The organism is Lactobacillus sp. HMSC08B12, from assembly GCF_001808415.1.
Lineage (GTDB): Bacteria > Bacillota > Bacilli > Lactobacillales > Lactobacillaceae > Lactobacillus > Lactobacillus delbrueckii.
On sequence record NZ_KV793186.1, the window covers coordinates 1 to 16,838 of the forward strand.

The 16,838-nt window shown below is 50.5% G+C and carries 15 protein-coding genes; 10 read left to right on the forward strand and 5 right to left on the reverse strand.

Annotation, left to right across the window (positions count from 1 at the left end; translation table 11 throughout):
- Positions 1–49 precede the first annotated feature (49 nt).
- The gene (locus HMPREF3168_RS06940) at positions 50–970 is read right to left on the reverse strand and encodes a LysR family transcriptional regulator (RefSeq protein ID WP_003612455.1); all 921 of its coding nucleotides are present in this window, start codon (positions 968–970) and stop codon (positions 50–52) included.
- A gap of 184 nt (positions 971–1,154) precedes the next feature.
- On the opposite strand from HMPREF3168_RS06940, the gene HMPREF3168_RS06945 reads away from it, so the two are divergent.
- The 5 genes from HMPREF3168_RS06945 (at position 1,155) to HMPREF3168_RS06960 (ending at position 5,048) form a co-directional block, all read left to right on the forward strand.
- Positions 1,155–2,090: a shikimate dehydrogenase gene (locus HMPREF3168_RS06945; protein WP_003612435.1), complete on the forward strand. Its 936-nt coding sequence runs from the start codon at positions 1,155–1,157 to the stop codon at positions 2,088–2,090.
- A gap of 101 nt (positions 2,091–2,191) precedes the next feature.
- Complete coding sequence (locus HMPREF3168_RS06950; RefSeq protein ID WP_003612406.1) at positions 2,192–3,406, forward strand: MFS transporter; 1,215 nt, start codon at positions 2,192–2,194, stop codon at positions 3,404–3,406.
- 40 nt (positions 3,407–3,446) lie between these two features.
- On the forward strand, positions 3,447–4,205 hold the full coding sequence (gene aroD, locus HMPREF3168_RS06955; RefSeq protein WP_070489341.1) for a type I 3-dehydroquinate dehydratase: 759 nt from the start codon (positions 3,447–3,449) through the stop codon (positions 4,203–4,205).
- A 78-nt stretch (positions 4,206–4,283) separates the two neighbouring features.
- The gene (locus tag HMPREF3168_RS09915) at positions 4,284–4,835 is read left to right on the forward strand and encodes a hypothetical protein (RefSeq protein WP_083289605.1); all 552 of its coding nucleotides are present in this window, start codon (positions 4,284–4,286) and stop codon (positions 4,833–4,835) included.
- Between the two features lie 33 nt (positions 4,836–4,868).
- A complete protein-coding gene (locus HMPREF3168_RS06960; protein WP_003612438.1) occupies positions 4,869–5,048 on the forward strand; it encodes an acylphosphatase in 180 nt (59 codons plus the stop codon).
- A gap of 80 nt (positions 5,049–5,128) precedes the next feature.
- On the opposite strand, the gene HMPREF3168_RS06965 is transcribed toward HMPREF3168_RS06960, so the two are convergent.
- The 3 genes from HMPREF3168_RS06965 to HMPREF3168_RS06975 form a co-directional block, all read right to left on the reverse strand.
- The gene (locus HMPREF3168_RS06965; RefSeq protein ID WP_070489343.1) at positions 5,129–6,634 is read right to left on the reverse strand and encodes a glycoside hydrolase family 1 protein; all 1,506 of its coding nucleotides are present in this window, start codon (positions 6,632–6,634) and stop codon (positions 5,129–5,131) included.
- A 102-nt stretch (positions 6,635–6,736) separates the two neighbouring features.
- A complete protein-coding gene (locus HMPREF3168_RS06970; RefSeq protein WP_070489345.1) occupies positions 6,737–8,632 on the reverse strand; it encodes a beta-glucoside-specific PTS transporter subunit IIABC in 1,896 nt (631 codons plus the stop codon).
- 306 nt (positions 8,633–8,938) lie between these two features.
- Positions 8,939–9,772 (reverse strand): PRD domain-containing protein, encoded by an 834-nt coding sequence (locus HMPREF3168_RS06975; RefSeq protein WP_070489347.1) that lies wholly within the window; start codon positions 9,770–9,772, stop codon positions 8,939–8,941.
- 226 nt (positions 9,773–9,998) lie between these two features.
- Here HMPREF3168_RS06975 and HMPREF3168_RS06980 point away from each other — a divergent pair, with 226 nt between their 5' ends.
- Positions 9,999–10,931, forward strand: a complete 933-nt coding sequence (locus tag HMPREF3168_RS06980) for a quinate/shikimate dehydrogenase (RefSeq protein WP_070489350.1) — start codon at positions 9,999–10,001, stop codon at positions 10,929–10,931.
- A 44-nt stretch (positions 10,932–10,975) separates the two neighbouring features.
- Here the strand turns inward: HMPREF3168_RS06980 and HMPREF3168_RS06985 are convergent, their stop codons facing one another.
- Positions 10,976–11,902: a LysR family transcriptional regulator gene (locus tag HMPREF3168_RS06985; protein ID WP_070489351.1), complete on the reverse strand. Its 927-nt coding sequence runs from the start codon at positions 11,900–11,902 to the stop codon at positions 10,976–10,978.
- 162 nt (positions 11,903–12,064) lie between these two features.
- Here HMPREF3168_RS06985 and HMPREF3168_RS06990 point away from each other — a divergent pair, with 162 nt between their 5' ends.
- From HMPREF3168_RS06990 to HMPREF3168_RS07005, 4 genes are all read left to right on the forward strand, one after another.
- Positions 12,065–13,945: a flavocytochrome c gene (locus tag HMPREF3168_RS06990; RefSeq protein WP_070489355.1), complete on the forward strand. Its 1,881-nt coding sequence runs from the start codon at positions 12,065–12,067 to the stop codon at positions 13,943–13,945.
- 72 nt (positions 13,946–14,017) lie between these two features.
- A complete protein-coding gene (locus HMPREF3168_RS06995) occupies positions 14,018–15,259 on the forward strand; it encodes an MFS transporter (RefSeq protein ID WP_083289606.1) in 1,242 nt (413 codons plus the stop codon).
- A 19-nt stretch (positions 15,260–15,278) separates the two neighbouring features.
- Positions 15,279–16,028 (forward strand): alpha/beta hydrolase, encoded by a 750-nt coding sequence (locus HMPREF3168_RS07000; protein WP_070489353.1) that lies wholly within the window; start codon positions 15,279–15,281, stop codon positions 16,026–16,028.
- A 55-nt stretch (positions 16,029–16,083) separates the two neighbouring features.
- Positions 16,084–16,818 (forward strand): alpha/beta hydrolase, encoded by a 735-nt coding sequence (locus HMPREF3168_RS07005; protein ID WP_083289607.1) that lies wholly within the window; start codon positions 16,084–16,086, stop codon positions 16,816–16,818.
- The last annotated feature ends 20 nt before the right edge of the window (positions 16,819–16,838 follow it).

Below are 16,838 nucleotides of genomic sequence, written 5' to 3' on the forward strand. Positions count from 1 at the left end.
AAGTCAATGCCTTAACTTAATGACATTGTGATGCTTGGGCTTTTTCTTCTTAAACGAGCTTATGTTCATTATTGTAATGCTTCCGGCAGTAGGATTTGATAAATTGTTCGAATCTGGTTACGGCCGGGGTCAGGAAGTGGTCGGACTTTTTCACGACAAAAATCGGGTGAACGCCGACATTTTCATCAATGTGCAAGAGCTTGACCGTCCGCGGGTCCAGCTGGGGCAGGTGGGGCACGATGGCTACCCCGTAGCCCCAGTGAACGAAGCCGATGATGGTATGGTCCTCCATGGACTCCATGATGATCTTCGGCTTGACGCCGGCTTCAGCGAACATCTTATCCAGACGGGGGCGCAGGCCGCTGCTTTTGCTATAGTAGATCATCGGGTACTTGGCCAAATCAGCCAGAGAGACAGAGTCCTTTTGGGCTAAAGGATTGGAAAAGGGAACGACAGCCAGCATTTCCTGGTTAACCAGATGGGAGATGTCGACCTTGTCTTCCAGGCCAGGCAGGTCAGGAGCTGAGGAGATGACCAAATCCAGTTCGTCATTGACCAGCTGGTTCACCAAATCGTCGGTGGTTCCCTGTACGAAGGAGAAAGTGATGTCTTTGGTGTCTTTTTCCTGCTTGAACTTGCAGATCAGCTGGGGAATCAGGTCCTGGCCCATGGTAAAGGTGAAGCCAACCCTAATATGACCCCGGTTGACGTCCAGCAATTCAGCAATGTACTCGCCGCCCCGGTCCAGGTCGCTCAAGCCGCTCTTGACGTATTCCAGGTAGATCTTGCCATAGTTGGTCAAGCGGATGTTCCGGCCCTCTTTTTCAAACAGGGGTACGCCGAGCTCTTCCTCAATGCTGCTGATGGCGTAGGAGAGGGAAGGCTGGGAGATGCCCAGCTTTTCGGCCGTCTTGGCCATGTGTTCCGTTTTCGCCAGTTCGACGAAGAAACGTAAATGTCGAATGTTCATATTTGCCTCCAAATCATGCACAACAGGTTTCCATACCTACAGTGTACCGTTAATCTAAAATTAATAAAATGCTTTTATCAATAATTTTGCTTTGCCTTATTTATCACGAAGAGTGAAAACGATAACATAATAGTGAATTGAGAAAAATGTAACTTGTTGAAAAAGCTTAAAGGAGATTCCAGAAATGGCAGACGAAAGAAACAACGAGATCGAAGAAACGAAGATTCAAGGCGTTAACGGCCCAATCACCGGCTGGCTTGACGGGCACACGATTTTGGTCGGTTTGATGGCTTACCCAATCCGCCACACCATGTCACCAACCATGCACAACAACGCTTTTGCCAAGTTGGGCTTGAACGGGGCTTACCTTTGCTTTGAAATCGACAACGAAAAGCTTCCAGGCGCTATCGACGCTATCCGGACCCTGGACATGCGGGGGTCAAATATTTCAATGCCTAACAAGAAGAAGGTCATCCCTTACCTTGACAAGCTGGACAAGACTTCACAAATGTGTGACGCGGTAAACACTATCGTCAACGAACACGGCGTTTTGACCGGCTACACCACTGACGGCATGGGCTGGCTGCGGGCCTTGAAGAAGGACGGCCAAGACGTTAAGGGCAAGATCATTACTTTGGCCGGTGCCGGCGGTGCCGCTACTCCAATCGCCGTTACTGCTTCCTTGGAAGGGGCTAAGGAAATCCGCATCTTCAACCTGGATGACGACAAGTGGGCACAAGCAGTCAAGAATGTTGAAACCATCAACAAGGAAACTGACTGCGTAGCCAGCGTTCACCACCTGGAAGACAAGGAAGACTTCAAGCAGTCAATCGCTGAATCAGACATCTACTGCGACGCTACCAGCGTAGGGATGAACCCATTGCAAGACCAAACTTTGGTTGAAGACCCATCATGGTTCCACGAAGACATGGTTGTTTCCGACACTGTTTACGCACCACGCAAGACCAAGCTGATGGAAGTTGCTGAAAAGGCCGGCGTAAAGCACATCTACAACGGGATCGGCATGATGATCGAACAAGGTGCCGCTGCCTTCAAGCTGTGGACTGGCAAGGAAATGCCAACTGACTACATCCAGGAAATCATGGATGCCAACAAGTAAGAAAAATTTTTGACCAGCAAACTTAATAGAAATTGGTTTAAATCAATACCTTCTGCAGCTAAATATTTGCCGACAGAAGGTATTTTTGGAAGGATAAAATCATGAAAAAGAACAAGTACATGATGACTGCCTTCATGCTGTACATGAACTACTTCGTGCACGGGATGGGCGTTATCATCATTTCACAAAACGCTAGCAGCCTGGCTCAGCACTGGGGCACGACCACGACTGGTGCCATCGCCGTAGTTTCCTCACTGGGTATCGGGCGGATCATCAACCTTTTGATCTCAGGTATCCTGTCTGACAAGTTCGGCAGAAAGCCATTCGTGCAACTGGGGATCGTCTTCTACCTGGTCTTCTTTGTTGGCCTGCTCTTCTCCAAGAGCGTGACTGTGGCCTACATTCTGGGTATCTGCGCCGGGATGGCCAACTCCTTCCTGGACACTGGTACTTACCCAGCCCTGATGGAAATCTTCCCAGATGCCAAGGGGACTTCCAACGTTGTTTTGAAGGCCTTCATCTCTGGTGCCCAGTTCCTTTTGCCATTCATCGTCAGCGGCTTGGCTGCCGCTCACGCATGGTACGGCTGGTCAATCGTTATCCCAGCTGCCATCCTGGTTATCACCTTCATCTACTTCCTCAAGGGTGCCTTCCCGGACTCCAAGGAAGTTGCTGAAGCTGAAGAAAAGAGGGCTGCCGAAGCTGAAGCTGCCGCAGCCGGCGACAAGCCAGCCGTTAAGTCCAACAAGTGGGTTGACGGTACCTTGTTCATCCTTTACGGCTACATTTCCCAAGCTACCTTCTACATGGTCAGCCAAATGCTGACTCAATACGGGCAACAGATCAGTCACATGAGCGACGGTGTTGCCCACGCCCTGGTTTCCTGGTACTCACTTGGTTCAATCTGCTGCGTCCTGTTTACTGCAGTGATCGGCAGCAAGTTTAAGGAAGTGCAACTGGTGCCAATCTACACTTTGGGTGCCTTCATTGCCATCTTCTTGATGTGGGCATACCCAACCAGCGCGGTATTGATGGCTGTTCTGGCCTTCGCCGTTGGTTTCTTCGCCGCTGGTGGCGTAATGCAGCTGGGCTTGACGGTTATGGCCAACTTCTTCCCAGCTGGCAAGGGGACGGTTACTGGTTTCTTCTACACTGCCGGTTCAATCGCTTCCTTCACTATTCCTTTGGTAATCAACGCTTTGCCAGGGATGAAAGAAGTTATGTTCTTTGACGTGATCGTTGCCCTGCTGGGCTTCGTGGACACGACCATCATCGCTATCCGTTACAAGAAGCTGTTTGGTTCACTGAAGAAGTAATTTTTTAAAAGCAAAAGCAGAAAAACAGAAGGTATAAAAAATGACTACTGTAAAAGTTAGAAACATCGTTTTGGGCGAAGGCTTGCCAAAGATCGCCGTGCCAAACGTTGGCGTGACTGAAGAAGAAATCCTGGCTTCAGCCAAGGAAATCGCGGCTGCCAAGCCGGACATCATGGAATGGCGGATCGACTACTACGAAGCCGGCATCAAGGACAATGAAAAGCTGATCGCTACTGCCAAGGCTTTGCGGGACGTAGTTGGCGAACTGCCAATCCTGGTTACTTTCAGAACCAAGAACGAAGGCGGCGTCCTGGAACTTGGTGAAGATGAATACCTGGACCTGGTAGCTACTGTAGTAACCAACCGTTTAGGTGACGCGGTCGACATCGAACTTTTCCACGATGAAGAAAGAGTCAAGGACCTGGTTAAGCAGGCCCACAACTACAACGTGGTCGTGATCATGAGCAACCACGACTTTGAAAAGGTGCCAGCTAAGGATGTTATCGAATTCCGTTTGAAGAAGATGGCTGACTTGGGCGCTGACGTGCCAAAGCTGGCCTGCATGCCGCACAGCGCTGACGACGTTTTGACCCTGTTGAGCGCGACTAACGACGCCCGCAAGGCACTCTCCACGCCAATCATCACCATGGCAATGGCTGACTTGGGCAAGGTCAGCCGGATTGCCGGCCAAGTCTTCGGCTCCTGCTTGTCATTCGGTGCCGTTGGCAAGACTTCAGCACCTGGCCAATTGTCAATCGAAGACTTGAGAAACGCTGAAAATTACTTGGAACTGCACTAATAACCACGAGAAACGCTTTTCCAGAAACGAAAGCTCCTGTATCAATCGCGATACAGGAGCTTTTTTGGTGGGGAGAGATTGTTAAAGAATGTTGATTTTATGAAAAAAGTAGATATTGTGACTATAGAAAGACTATATCCTAATGAAAGTATACGGACTGATGGAACTACAATAACTACACCATTTACCGCATCATTTATCCAATTGCCCGCACAACCAAATGAAAAAATTATAAACTTTAAATCCTGGATAGATGAGATGGATGTTAGAAACGGTCAGACATCTGTTAAATCTGGATCTGTTTTTGTCGTAATGCCAACTAGTGGAGGGGGATATTCTGGTCAGTACGATGGTGAAAAAGTAAAAACTGGAGCACACGTACATTGTAATAGATTTAATGGGACCAAGAGCGATCATCGATATTGGAAGAAGAGCAATCCAAAAGCTTGGATTGATTTCTATCACAGTGATTGTGACTACCACGCAAGCAAATATGGTTGTGCAGATTTTGGTAATATGTCAAAATGTGATGGGCTTGATAAACGAGGAAAAGGTGTGAAGGACTGTTCATCATGGTCAGGAAATCCTAAACATAAGAATTGGCCCAAAACTTGCTGGTATCGCAAATAAAAGTGTATGCAATGAGAAAGGAGGGTGAGCGCTGTGCCGATTTCATCATTCGTGGGGATTCTCGTCTTGCTGGTTGCTGGAGTAGCCATTGGCATAGCTGTCTATGGCTGGGTTAGTCATAAACGGGGCTTAGCAGTTGAAGCCCTGCTTGCTGGGGCAATCTTTCTAGGCTTAGTCTATTGGGTTGGCAGCAATTTTATCGGCTCCATGTGAGCCTCATTTTGGCTTTTAGAGCATAATAAAGCTCCCGTATCAATCGCGATACGGGAGCTTTTTAGGTGGGGATATATTTTTTAGTCGCTTAAATCTTCGCCGTCACTGGCGATAACCTTCTTGTACCAGTAGAAGGAGTCCTTTGGAATCCGCTTGAGGCTGCCTTCGCCCTTGTCATCACGGTCAACGTAGACAAAGCCGTAGCGCTTGCGCATTTCACCGGTTCCGGCGGAAACCAGGTCGATGCAGCCCCACATTTCGTAACCCATCAAGTCAACGCCGTCGATGTTGATGGCGTCGCGCATGGAAGAGATGCACTGCTGCAGGTAGGAGATTCTTTCCGGATCGTGGATCTTGCCGTCTTCACTGATCTGGTCTTTAACCCCAATGCCGTTTTCCACGATCCAGAGCGGCTTGTGGTAACGGTCCCAGAGCTGGTTCAAGGCAATCCGCAATACGTCAGGGTCGATCGTCCAGCCCCAGTCATTGGTTTTAAGATAAGGGTTCTTGACCCCCATAGCCAGGTTGCCGCCAGCCGTGTCGTCGGTTTCATGGGTAGTCGTTACGGATGAGGAGTAGCAGGAGAAGCTGAGGAAGTCAGCTGGGTACTGGACCAGGAGCTCATAGTCGCTGTCTTCGTCGTCCAGCTTGATCCCTTCAGCTTCGTATTTCTTCAAGATCCAGTCCGGGTAGCGGCCGCCGGTTTGGACGTCACTGTAAAAGAGGGTAGCGTCGTTTTGCTTGAGGGCCTTCAATTGGTCCTTCGGGTCAGCCGTCAAGGCGTAAACCGGGCCGTAAGCCAGCATCTGGCCGACTTGAATTTCCGGGTCAATTTCCCGGGCCGCCTTGACCGTCAAAGCGCTGGCCACGAATTGGTTGTGGGCGCCTTGGGCCTTGCTTTGGGCATCATCGGTTAGAATACCGGCTGCCATGTAAGGAGCAAGGCTCATCATGTTGATTTCGTTGAAAGTCAGGTAGTACTTAACCAGGCCCTTGTAGCGCTGCATAACCGTTTTGGCGTAGTTGACGAAGAAGTCGATCAGCTTGCGGCTGGTCCAGCCATTGTACTTGATAGAGAGGTCAAGCGGAGTTTCGTAGTGCGACAGTGTAACCAAAGGTTCAATGCCGTACTTGTGGCATTCCTGGAAGACTTTTTCGTAGAATTCCAAGCCCTTTTCGTTTGGCTGGGCGTCGTCACCATTCGGGAAGATCCGGGCCCAGTTGATGGAGAGGCGGAAGCACTTGAAGCCCATCTCACTCATCAGCTTGATGTCTTCCTTGTAGTAGTGGTAGAAGTCAGTTGCCGTGTGGCTTGGGTAGTAGTAGCCGGCCAAAACTGCCGGTTCCGCTCCTTCCGGGAAGGTCATATCTGCCCCAAAGGCCATTGGCACGTAGCCGCTTTCCCCGGTCTGCGGGTTCTTCCAGGTGATTTTTCTGGCTTCAGTGTGGGAGCCGTTGGTCATTACGTCGGCCGTGCTGAGCCCCTTGCCGTCTTCTAAATAGGCGCCTTCATACTGGTTGGCGGCAGTTGCCCCGCCCCAAAGGAAGCCTTTTGGAAAAGTGTTTGAGATATTCTTTTGCTTCATGTTATTGGTCCTTTCTGTTATCTGTCTAATACACAAAAAGATTTGCCCGGGCAAATCTTTTCATGAGCGTTTTTGAGAGAAATATGTATTGGTGTTTTGTCGTTAGGACAGGGCCAGCAGCTGATCGCCAGCCTTAACCGCGTCGCGCTTGCTGTCGCCAATTTCCTGGTAGGACTTGGAATTGGTGATGATGACTGGCGTGGTTAGGTCGTAGCCCTTGGCCTTGATGGCGTCCAGGTCAAACTTGACCAGTGGCTGGCCGGCCTTGACTTCTTGGTCCTTGGAGACCAGGACTTCGAAGCCTTCTCCGTTGAGTTCAACCGTGTCCATGCCGATGTGGATTAAGATTTCCGCGCCAGTCTTGCTCTTCAGACCGATAGCGTGGCCAGTTGGGAAGACCAGGCTGACCGTGCCGTCAACTGGTGACTTCAAGAGCCCTTCTCTTGGCTTGATCGCCAGGCCTTGGCCCATTGCACCGGAAGAGAAGACTTCGTCTTTTACTTCGCTCAGCGGGCAAACTTCACCGGCAACTGGAGCCAGGATAGTTTCACTAGCAACAGTTACTGAAGAACCTTCTGCTGGAGCAGTTTCAGTAGTTTGAGTGTTTGAAGCAGTTTCTTCTTCCCCGTAAAGGGTTGGGATCTTAGTCATCATGGTCAAGGCGAAGCCTAGAATTAATGAGATGACTGAGCAGATAGCCAGGTTGATCACGCTGGTGAAGGAACCAGTCTTAGGGTTGATGTATGAAGGGAAAAGGAAGATACCCAAACCACCCATGGCGTAGCCGGTAACGTTGGTCAAACCACAGTAGATACCTTGGATGGCACCAGCGATACAAGTCATGATGAATGGCGTCTTCATTGGCAGGGTAATACCGTAGATGGCAGGTTCAGTAACCCCGAAGATTGAGGAAATCAAGGCTGGGGTAGCAAGTTCCTTGACTTTCTTTTCCTTGGTCTTGATCATGATGGCTGCCAGGGCACCAGTTTGGGCGAAGCAGACAGCAAAAGATGGGTTCAAGAGAACTGACCAGCCTTTTTGGGCAAGGTCCATGATGGCCAGAGGAACCAGGCCCCAGTGCAGACCGAACATAACCAGGACTTGCCAGAGACCACCCAGAACTGCCCCGTACAGCATCGGGCTGAGCTTGTAAATAGCCTGGAAGGCAACCCCAACCCAAGCGGACAGGGTGTTGGCTACTGGCCCGATCAAGAGGATGGACAGCGGTACTGAGATCAAGAGAGTAAAGAATGGAACAGCAAACATCTTGACGTCAGTTGGCATCCATTTCTTCATCCGCTTTTCAACCAGGGAGGCGAACCAAACGGCCAGGATGATTGGCACGACAGTTTGGAAGTAGCCGCCACTTGGCAGCTTGATCGGCAGACCGAAGAAGTTGGTGGTTGCCTTAACCGTAGTGGTCAAGGTTGGGTAAAGCATGGCCCCGGGCAAGGCCAGAGCAGTGAACTGGTCCAGCTTGAACTTCCGGGCAGCAGTCAAGGCCAGGAAGAATGGCAGGTATTGGAACATCCCGTCGCCCATGGCGTTGAAGATGATATAGATACCGTTAGTTGCCGGCATCCCGGTGGCAGCAAGCAGGGCAGTTATCCCTTTAAGCATACCGGCGGCACAGAGGGCGCCCAGGAATGGCTGGAAGATGCTGGAGATCAAGTCGACGAAACGGTCGAACAAGTTGCCCTTTGGCGCGTCTTCGGCGTCGTCTTCTGCAACTTCCCCAACCCCCTTGATGTGGGAGTTTCTGAGAACCGCGTCGTAAACGTCGGTAACTTCGTTGCCGATAACCACTTGGTATTGGCCGCCGGCTTGAGCAACGGTGATGACCCCGTTCCGCTTCTTCAAGTAGTCGGTGTCAGCTTTGGATTCATCTTTTAACACAAAGCGCAGTCTGGTCACGCAGTGCTTGAGGGAGGAGACGTTTTCTTCCCCGCCGACGTGCGCAACGATATCTTTGGCTAATTCATCGTAATTCTTTGCCATAATCGTTATCCTCACTTTTTTTAATTTGCCAAAATAAAAACCCGCAAGCCAGGATTCTTCGCGTGGAAAAGATAGAAAGAGTCCTGTATAAGCTTGCGGGTTCATGCCTAGTCGAACTAGTAACACACCTAGTTTAAGCGAAAAAAAGAACCTATCAGAAAAAATCAAGGAACACTGGCAACTAGTACCAGTCGGCGATCTTGTGATAGGTTCATGCCTGATTTAACAGTAACACGCTTAAGACATTTATTATGATAACGCTTCCTAAAAGCGCTGTCAACAGAAAATGCGGAATTTTTTTATTTTTTAGCGGTGGGTCACCCGCCAGATATGAAGAATCAAGTAGGTCTGGTCATCGGCTGACAGGGTCCAGTCGGCTTCCCGCTTGAGATACTGGGCGATCCGGTCGACAGTGTCTTTTTCCTTCGGGTACTTGGCAACCATCAGCTGCAACAGAGCCGGGTCCAGTTCAGAGTGGCTTTCCTTACCGGTTAAGTGGCGGATGATCAAGGCCCGGAGGTGGGTAATAAAACGTTCATAATTGAAGCTGTCGGTGTCCAGGGTGATCCCGTATTGGTATTGAACAATATTGACGATCCCGCCTAAGTAACGGGTCATCCGCATGGTATCCTGGAGTTTGGAGCCGTCCGATTCAGCATTGATGAAGTGGTAGGTTAAAGAAATCGCCTCAGAAGGGTCTAATTTCAAATGAATGGTGGCAGAGATGATAGCCAGGGCTTCTTTGGCCGCGGTGTATTCTTTGGGGAAGAGGGTTTTGGTTTCCCAGCGCCCGCTCATCGGGTTCAGTTCCGCCCCGTCCAGGGTCCGCTTGATCATGAAGTCGATGTGGTCAGCCAGGGCAAAGTACTGGTAGCCGGTAAAGGAGATGCCGTACTTGTTTTCCAGCATTTCGCAGACCTTGTCAGTGGCTTCAAAGGACTGGGGATCGATCCCTTTGACGACTTCGGGTTCAACCTGGTCGATTTCGTCTTGGGCCAGGAAGCGACGCTCAATCTTGCTTTCATCGACCGGCATCCCTTTTTTCAGGCCAAAGCCAATCCCCTTGCCGATGACGACCCAGTCTTTGCCGGCTGAGTCTTTGACAAGGGCAGTGTTGTTGTAATTCTTGATAAATTCCATAGCAAGTCCTCGTTGACAAATTATAATCGCGTCATTATTCAATGTCAGCGTTAACAGTAAGACTTTGTCAATCCTGCTTTTTAATAGAGAATTTAGGTCTTACCTTTAAAATTGCTGGGAAAACAATAGAGAAAGTTGATTGATAAAAGTGGCAGAATGCCTTTCTTTATAAGCTGGCAAGCGCTAGCATATTTTTGAAAGATAAAAACAAAAGGAACAGTAAAAGATGACTGACGAAAGAAACAATGATATTTTACCGGTAAAAATCAGCGGGATTACCGGACCGGTGACAGGCTGGCTGGACGGGCACACAATCTTGCTGGGCCTGTTCGCTGATCCAATCAGACACTCAGTTTCACCGACTATGCACAACAACGCGATGGCTAAGCTAGGCTTGAATGGGGCCTACCTCTGCTTTGAGATCGGGCCGGACCGGATTGGGGACGCGGTCAAGGCATTGCGGACTTTGGACATGCGGGGCGTCAATGTATCCATGCCAAACAAGCAGGCAATTATCCCTTACCTGGACAAGCTGGACCCGGCAGCGGAAATCTGTGGAGCGGTTAACACGGTGGTCAATGATCATGGCTTTTTGACGGGCTATACCACTGACGGAACCGGCTGGCTGCGGTCTTTGCAAGAAGACGGCCAGGACGTGAAGGGGCAGGTTGTGACTTTAGCTGGTGCCGGCGGGGCGGCGATTCCGATTGCTGTAGCCGCGGCTATGGGCGGGGCTAAGGAGATCAGAATTTTTAACATCCATGACCGCAACTGGGAACCAGCCAAGGACAAGGTGGCCGCGATCAATGAAGCGACTGGCTGCGCCTGCAGCTTGAACCCGATGGAAGACAAGGAAGCTTTCAAGCAGTCGATCGCTGAATCTGGGATTTACTGCGACGCGACCGGGGTAGGGATGCCGCCGCTGGATGACCTGTCACTGGTGGAAGACCCATCCTGGCTGCATGAGGACATGGTGGTCAGCGATACGGTTTATGAACCGCGGGAGACCAAGCTGATGCGGATCGCCAAAGAGGCTGGTGTCAAGCATATCTATAACGGGCTGGGCATGGTGGTCGGCCAGGGGGCAGAGTCCTTCAAGCTCTGGACTGGCAAGGAAATGCCGGTTGACTACATTAAGGAAATCGTCGCTAAGGCGTAAGAAAAGCGGACAAGGCAAACTTGTCCGCTTTATTTTTGGCAAAATTATCTGATCTTTTCCTGCAGCTCGGCCGCTTGGAAGGCCTCGACCAGGTCTTTTAAGGCCGGCGAAAGGTCAGCCCCGCGCCGGACCCCGATGAAGTAGGTAAGCTTGATCTGGCGGGGGTCAAGGGGGTAGAGATTGATTGGCAGGTGCTCCAGCCGCTTCAAGATACTGGCTGAGGAGATCGTGAAGCCGACCCCGTTGACGGCAAGGTTGGTGGCCGTGATAACGCTGTTGGAGGTCATCCGGATATTTGGCTGCACGCGGAAGTAATGAAATAAACCGTTGACCTGGTGGCGGATGGCGGATTCCCCGTTGCTTAAGACAAAAGGCTGCTGGAGCAGCTCCTTGGGATCATAATCAGCCGGATCCAGGATAAAGTGGTCTTTGAGATAGTACTTGGAGTTTTCCGGAATCACGATATAGTAGACCTCCCCGCCGTTGATATAAGTATCAATTCCTTGCGCGACGGTTTCCGGCGTCTGCCCCATATAGCAGTCGACATCCCCGCCCAGCAGCCGGTCTTCGCTGGTGTGGGGGAAGCCTTCAGCGATCTGGATCTTGACCTGGGGGTGTTTTGCCAAAAAGGCAGGCAGGATCTTAGGCAAAAGGAAGGTGCCCAGGCTTTCCAGAATGGCGATCCGGATGACTTCTTCCTGTTGGTTGCTGAAGCGCTCCAGGGCGTTGGCCAGCTGGTGGCGCTGGGCGGAAATGTTTTCCAAATACTGGTAGTAGATCTGGCCGGATTCAGTCAGGGTAAAGGGAACCTTGTCCCGGTTGATGATGGTGGTCCCCAGTTTTTTCTCCACCCGCTTGATCAGCTGGGTCAAGTAGGGCTGGGAGATGTAGAGGTGTTCGGCGGCCCGGGTGAAGTTGCTTTCCTTGAGCAGGGTTTCCAGGTAGTTGAGCATGATGTCGGGATCGTTCATTTTCTTTTTTTCTCCTCTGTTAAAAAGTCTCGTTTTTACGATAACACAAATGTTATTGATTGATAATATTTAAAGTCGTTCATTTTTTCCAGGAATAATATTAGAATTAAGCTATCAAGTAAAGAAAACGCTAACAAAGCGAAAAGGAGCAAAATCATGTCAATGAAATCAGGTACTTATAGGGTTAAGGCCAAGGGCCACGGTTCATCATTCATGCCGATGGAAGTCACCATTGAAAACGACAAGGTGGCGGACATCACGGTTGAATCAGCGGGTGAAACCAGCGGGATTGCTGATGAAGTCTTCAAGCGCCTGCCAAAGGCTATCATCGACGGGCAAACCTTGAACGTCGACGCCGTTTCCGGGGCTTCAATCTCCTCACAAGGGGTGATCGACGGGGTTGCTGAAGCGATCAATGAAGCCGGCGGGGATGCTGAAGAATGGAAGAAGCGGGACAAGCCGGCTTCCTCAGCCGCCAAGGATGAAGAATACGACACTGACGTGGTTGTCATCGGTGCCGGCGGGGCTGGTTTAGCCGCTGCTACCCGGTCTCTGCAGCATGATAAGAAAGTTGTTATTCTGGAAAAGTTCCCGCAACTGGGCGGTAACACTGCCCGGGCCGGCGGTCCAATGAACGCGGCTGAACCAGACTGGCAAAAGGGCTTCAAGGCCCTGCCAGGTGAAAAGGGAACCCTGAAGGAACTGGCTGAAACGCCAACCAGCGAAATCGACCCGGAATACGTGGCAGACTTCGAAAAGCTGCGTGACCAGATCAAGGCCTACCTTGACTCAGGTGAAGACTACCTCTTCGACTCAGTCCTGCTGCACGAAATTCAAACCTACCTCGGCGGCAAGCGGGTGGACCTCAAGGGCAACGAAATCCACGGCAAGTACGAACTGGTAACGACCTTGGTCAACAACGTTCTGGACTCAGTTAACTGGCTGACCGACTTGGGCGTGAAGTTTGACCGCAGCGACGTGACCATGCCAGTTGGTGCCTTATGGCGCAGAGGCCACAAGCCGGTTGAACCAATGGGCTTTGCCTTCATCCACGTTTTGGGTGACTGGGTTAAGGAACATGGGGCAACCGTTTTGACTGAAACCCGGGCCAAGCACTTGATCATTGAAGGCGGCAAGGTGACCGGTGTGATCGCGGAAAAGACTGACGGCTCAAAGGTAACTGTCCATGCCAAGAGCGTGATTTTGACGGCCGGCGGTTTCGGGGCCAACACCAAGATGGTGCAAAAGTACAACACTTACTGGAGCGAAATTGCTGACGACATCGCCACGACCAACTCACCAGCCATTATCGGTGACGGGATTGCCTTGGGCCAGGAAGCCGGCGCCGCTTTGACGGGGATGGGCTTCATCCAACTCATGCCAGTTTCTGACCCGGTAACCGGGGAACTTTTCACCGGCTTGCAAACTCCGCCTGAAAACTTCATCATGGTCAACCAAAAGGGTGAACGTTTCGTCAACGAATTTGCTGAACGTGACACTCTGGCAAAGGCAGCGATCGACAACGGCGGCCTCTTCTACCTGATCGCCGACGACAAGATCAAGGAAACTGCCTACAACACCACGCAAGAATCAATTGATGCCCAAGTGGAAGCCGGCACCTTGTTCAGAGCTGACACTTTGGAAGAACTGGCTGAAAAGGTGGGCATGGACCCGGCAGTTTTGACCGACACCATCAAGAAGTACAACTCTTACGTTGACGCCGGCCACGACCCGGAATTCGGCAAGAGCGCCTTCCACTTGAAGTGTGAAGTAGCACCATTCTACGCAACTCCGCGTAAGCCAGCCATCCACCACACCATGGGTGGTCTGGTTATCGACACTAAGGGCCACGTTTTGGACGAAGCAGGCCACGTGATCGCCGGCCTGTACTCAGCTGGTGAAAACGCGGGCGGCCTGCACGCCGGCAACCGTTTGGGCGGGAACTCCTTGGCTGACATCTTCACCTTCGGCCGGATCGCCGCTGACACGGCTGATGAGGAAAACCCAGCTAGCGACGCGGTCAGCGGGGCATCTCACCACTAAGAGAAAAAATAAATCGTGATATTTGTGATGAATTAAAAGAGTAAGAAAAGAAATATCTTTGGGAGAAGAACCTTGGATGCCAGTGTAACTAGTGGCAAGAAGCGCAGCTATCTGTCAACAGCGGTTGCTGTATATACCACATTCTTAATGTGCGGGATCATTATGTCGATTTCCGCCCAGTACAAATTGCAATTAGCAGAATTATGGGGACAAAAAGGCAATATTGCCGCTGTTCTGTCAGTCAGTTCAGCGGTCGGCGTCGGGGGCCTAATCGGCACCCTGGCAGGTCCGCTTTCTGATAAGTTTGGCCGCCGCTTCGCCTCGATCATGGCCTGTCTCTGCACAGTAATCAACTTTGCCGGTTTTATGTTAGCACCGAATGTAACAGTGGCTTATGTTTGCTCCTTGATTGGCGGGATCGGTAATTCCTTTATGAATGCCGGCTTGACGCCATCAATGCAGGATGCTTATCCAGACAAGCGGTCAATGCTGACGGTTTTGACGAAGTTCTTTGTCAGCTTTGGTCAGTTCATCCTGCCATTTGTGATCGTTGCTTTTAATGCTCAGCATATCTCATTTAAAGTTGCCTTCTGGGGCATTACCGTGGTTTACGCGGTAATCGGTATCGCCTGCTTCTTCCTGCCATTCCCGGAAGTGGGCGGCGACCGGCAAGCGCAAAAAGTTGAAGCAAGCAGTGATGTTAAGCCAAAGGGCAAGATTAAAATCACTTTGGAATCAATAATCTTGGGTTTGATGGGCTTTAGCACCACGGCTGTCTTCATGGTTTGGACCAATACCAACCAGGAATTGGGTAAGTTGTATGGCTTGGCCAACCCCGCCATGCTGCAGTCAGTTTACGCGATTGCATCCCTGGTATCCGTTTTGACCACTTCTGCTATGGTGGCCAAGGGGATCCGTGAATCAACAATCTTGATTGTTTACCCGGCAGTTTGCGCGGCTGGCTTGCTTCTCTCATACTTTGTGCAGAGCGGTCCTCTCTTGTACGTTCTGGCTGCTGTCATGGGCTGGTTTGCTTCCGGCGGCTTGATGCAGCTGGCTGTTTCCTTGCTGGCCGGCCTGTATCCAGCTCACAAGGCAACTGCCATTTCAATTGTCGGCCTGGGCAATGCCTTATCCAACTGGCTGGTTATCCGGGCTTGCGGGTCAATTACCGCGACTGCTGGTACTAATGCTCCACGGGTAATTCTGCTGATGAACATGGTTATTGCCATTACCGGTGTCCTCTTAGGGATCATCGTTCGCATCAGCCAGAACCGCCGGGCAAAGAACAATATTACCAACTTGGAAAGCTAAAAATAGGAGAATTGAAAAAATGAGTGAAAAGGATGTAAGAATTACGCGTGATGGTTTGCAGCTGGCAGCCAAGGTATCCATTCCTGACAGCAAGGAATATGATTTGGCCATTCTGGCTTACGGTTTCGTGGGCATGATGGATCCCAAAGTCAATGACCTCTTGCCTGTTTTGGCGGAAAAGCTGCAGGAAAAGGGCCTGGCTACGGTTCGCTTTGACTTCAACGGGCACGGTTTAAGTGAAGGTTCGCTGGACAACATGTCGATTTTTAACGAACTGGAAGACTATGAAGCCGTAATGAAGTATGTCTTTGGCCTGGAAGGGGTCAAGAAGATCTACTTGATCGGCCACTCACAAGGCGGGGTCCTGTCTTCAATGATGGCAGGTTACTACGCTGATAAGATCGACAAGCTGGTAATTATGTCTTCAGCTGCTACTTTGGTTGATGATGCCAGAATCGGCACTTGCATGGGCCAGGAATACGATCCAAACAATGTGCCAGAAAAGCTGGACTTCAAGGACTTCAAGCTTAACGGCTGGTATTTCAGAACTGCCAAGTTTATCAACATTTACGAAACGGCGGCTGCTTACCATGGCCCGGTTTTGGCCCTGCATGGTGAAAAAGACGAAATTGTCAACAACTACGCCAGCCGTCACTACCAATCGATCTACGATAACTGCGAATTCCATCTGATTCCAGAAAGTGACCACGGCTTGCACCAAAACCGCGAAGAAGTCTACGACCGCGTTGCAAACTTCTTAACTAAGTAATTTGTTGGTTTGAGGCTGCCTTAGGGCAGCCTTTTCCTTTTAGCAGGTAAGTACAATGAAAATCTTTAACAAAAAAATTGGTGAAAAGGGCGCTGAAGCCAGCTATTACATCCAGGAAGCAGATTCATCGGTTGATGAAAAGCGCAAGTCCTCATTCTTGGTCATCGTGCCAGGCGGGGCCTACTGTTACACGGCTTGGCGGGAAAGAGAGCCGATTGCCTACGAATTTATCGGTAAGGGTTTCTCATGTGCCATTTTTGACTACGCGACTGAGGGAGCGGAATTTTTTGACGGAAATCATGACTACAGCCGCGATCCTGTCAGTGCATTTCCTAATCCCTTGATTGACCTGGCAAAGCTGGTTGCTGACGTCAGAAGCCATGCTGAAGAATGGCAACTCGATCCGGAAAGCATAAACGTGATTGGCTTTTCAGCCGGCGGTAACTTAACGGCTCAGCTGGCCGCCTACTGGCAGACTTCTTGGCTGGCCAAGCTGACAGGCTTGAAAGCAGAGCAGATGCGGCCAGATTCAGTAGGCCTTTGCTACCCGGCTATCAAGATGGTCGATTTAAATAATCACAATATCGCGGTTTTGAACAAGGTCAAGGTTAGCGTGGACTTGATCAATTACGCGGCAACAGGCCTGGACCAGTCAGCTGAAAGAATTGCCATGATCAACTTGGACAAGGCAGTGACTAGTGAGTTCCCGCGGACCTTTATGTGGGGGACGACAGAAGACTTAAACTGCCATGTCGAGGATGCGATTAACTTTGCCGGTGACCTAGTGTAGTGTCATACTGATATCTTAAG

What these genes read in the sequence shown, in the direction of transcription:
- HMPREF3168_RS06940 (WP_003612455.1), bottom strand. Translation starts at nt 970, where the DNA reads ATGAACATTCGACATTTACGTTTCTTCGTCGAACTGGCGAAAACGGAA.
- HMPREF3168_RS06945 (WP_003612435.1), top strand. Translation starts at nt 1,155, where the DNA reads ATGGCAGACGAAAGAAACAACGAGATCGAAGAAACGAAGATTCAAGGC.
- HMPREF3168_RS06950 (WP_003612406.1), top strand. Translation starts at nt 2,192, where the DNA reads ATGAAAAAGAACAAGTACATGATGACTGCCTTCATGCTGTACATGAAC.
- aroD (WP_070489341.1), top strand. Translation starts at nt 3,447, where the DNA reads ATGACTACTGTAAAAGTTAGAAACATCGTTTTGGGCGAAGGCTTGCCA.
- HMPREF3168_RS06965 (WP_070489343.1), bottom strand. Translation starts at nt 6,634, where the DNA reads ATGAAGCAAAAGAATATCTCAAACACTTTTCCAAAAGGCTTCCTTTGG.
- HMPREF3168_RS06970 (WP_070489345.1), bottom strand. Translation starts at nt 8,632, where the DNA reads ATGGCAAAGAATTACGATGAATTAGCCAAAGATATCGTTGCGCACGTC.
- HMPREF3168_RS06975 (WP_070489347.1), bottom strand. Translation starts at nt 9,772, where the DNA reads ATGGAATTTATCAAGAATTACAACAACACTGCCCTTGTCAAAGACTCA.
- HMPREF3168_RS06980 (WP_070489350.1), top strand. Translation starts at nt 9,999, where the DNA reads ATGACTGACGAAAGAAACAATGATATTTTACCGGTAAAAATCAGCGGG.
- HMPREF3168_RS06985 (WP_070489351.1), bottom strand. Translation starts at nt 11,902, where the DNA reads ATGAACGATCCCGACATCATGCTCAACTACCTGGAAACCCTGCTCAAG.
- HMPREF3168_RS06990 (WP_070489355.1), top strand. Translation starts at nt 12,065, where the DNA reads ATGAAATCAGGTACTTATAGGGTTAAGGCCAAGGGCCACGGTTCATCA.
- HMPREF3168_RS07000 (WP_070489353.1), top strand. Translation starts at nt 15,279, where the DNA reads ATGAGTGAAAAGGATGTAAGAATTACGCGTGATGGTTTGCAGCTGGCA.
- HMPREF3168_RS07005 (WP_083289607.1), top strand. Translation starts at nt 16,084, where the DNA reads ATGAAAATCTTTAACAAAAAAATTGGTGAAAAGGGCGCTGAAGCCAGC.